At 62.3% G+C, this 1,073-nt stretch carries 1 pseudogene; it reads left to right on the plus strand.

The features are described from left to right. Positions 1 to 97 precede the first annotated feature (97 nt). Positions 98 to 1,066 (plus strand): annotated as a pseudogene (locus NFX52_RS30315) (IS1595 family transposase). Positions 1,067 to 1,073 lie beyond the last annotated feature (7 nt).

The following is a 1,073-nucleotide window of genomic DNA, read 5'->3' on the forward strand; positions in this document are numbered from 1 at the left end:
GGCTCTTCTAGCGAATGCTAGTGATGCCTCTTTAATCGCGCCCCATGGCCCTCATCTTTAAGGTACGACGCTCTTGCGTCTGCCCCAGGAGAAGGCCATGCGACAGCAACAGATGACGCGCTTGATCCACAGCTTGCCCCAGCTGACGCACCACCAGCGCCAGCAACTGGCAAGCTCCTTGCAGGCGCTGCTCGATCACAGTCAAGCCATCGCCGTTGTAGAAGCGCACAGCGGCGGTTCCCGGGCTTGCCCGCGTTGCAACAGCTCCCTGCTCGTCAAGAACGGCTCGGCCAATGGGCTTCAACGTTTCAAGTGCCGCCATTGCGCACGCACCTTCAACGCCTTGACTGGCACACCGCTGGCGCGTTTGCATCTGCGGGACAAGTGGATGGGTCAGGCACAAGCTCTGGGCGAAGGCCTCTCGCTCAATCAGGTGGCCCAGCGCCTGGGCGTGGCGCAAAGCACCGCCTTTCGCTGGCGCCACCGCTTCCTGGCCTGCCCAAGCAACCAGCAGGCTCGCCAGCTTGTGGGCATTGCCGAAGCCGATGAGTCCTACTTCCTGGTCTCCTGCAAAGGCCAAAGAGGGTTGCTGCGCAAGGCCCGTCGCCGGGGAGGTAAAGCGCTGGCTGGCTGCAAGGGTTCGGAGTAAACACCCGTACTGATGGCGCGAGACCGTGCGGGAGCAACGGTCAACCTCATCCTGGAGACGAACAAGGCCGTCAGTGTGCAAGCGGCACTCAAACCCTTGCTGCCACCGGACACCATCCTGTGCACGGATGGCAGCGTCACTCTGGCCAGCGCAGCGCGGGCACTGGGCGTGCAGCACCAGGCGGTGAACGTAAGCCGAGGTAGACGAGTGAGAGGGCCCTGGCACGTGCAGAACGTCAATGCCTATGTCAGCAGGCTGCGCGGGTGGATGCAGCGCTTCAAGGGAGTGGCAACGAAATACCTCGATTCGTACCTGGGGTGGTTCAGGTTGTTAGACCGATCAGGCCCGATGGGTCCACAACCCGCCCTGGTGCTGGGTGCGGCCATGGGGAATCAAGACGTCACTAGCATTCGCTAGAAGAGCC

It is taken from the genome of Acidovorax facilis (assembly GCF_023913775.1).
GTDB lineage: Bacteria > Pseudomonadota > Gammaproteobacteria > Burkholderiales > Burkholderiaceae_C > Acidovorax > Acidovorax facilis.